General features: G+C 39.7%; 1 protein-coding gene. It reads left to right on the top strand.

Annotation, left to right across the window (positions count from 1 at the left end; all coding sequences use genetic code 11):
- Positions 1-526, top strand: a 526-nt coding sequence (locus tag I8J29_RS33550) for a hypothetical protein (protein ID WP_208851570.1), incomplete at its 5' end; no start/stop codon positions are given.
- Positions 527-556: the final 30 nt, after the last annotated feature.

Consider the following 556-nt stretch of genomic DNA (forward strand, 5'->3'; position numbering starts at 1 on the left):
AATTATTTTTGCAGTGCTGGGAATACTCCTTGGATGTATTTTCTTTATTAATGATTACCGGTTGGAATCCCAACGGATACAAGTTGCGGAATCTACGTTTAAACTGCTCGATGACGGTGAAATAAGCGAGTCCGACAAAGAAGTCATTGTTGAACGTATAGAGAAAGCTACTCAGGTAACAAACTTCCATATTTATCAGTGGGAAGGTTCGTCCTCCAGGGTAGTATTCGAGTACCAAAGAGCGAAGCCGTTCAAGACCATGTTGTACATAAACGGAATGGGTGGCGAGGGTTATAAAGCCGGAGATTGGTCAGTGGACATCCTCTTCGAGTATTTTACCTTTGTTTGGAGATACGCTATTATATTGTGTTTCATCATATATTGGATATTGTTCGCTATATGGGCGATGATTCAGGGTTATAGGCACAGCAAACTTCATCCTATGTGGATGGTTGCATTTTCACTGTTTAATGTACCTGCATATCTAGTTTACCGTGCGTCATTAAAAAAATTTATTTCGGCATGAATTTTGTTATTCAACGTTCAACTAACGGGA

This window comes from Paenibacillus artemisiicola, assembly GCF_017652985.1.
GTDB classification, from domain to species: Bacteria; Bacillota; Bacilli; order Paenibacillales; family Paenibacillaceae; genus Paenibacillus_Z; species Paenibacillus_Z artemisiicola.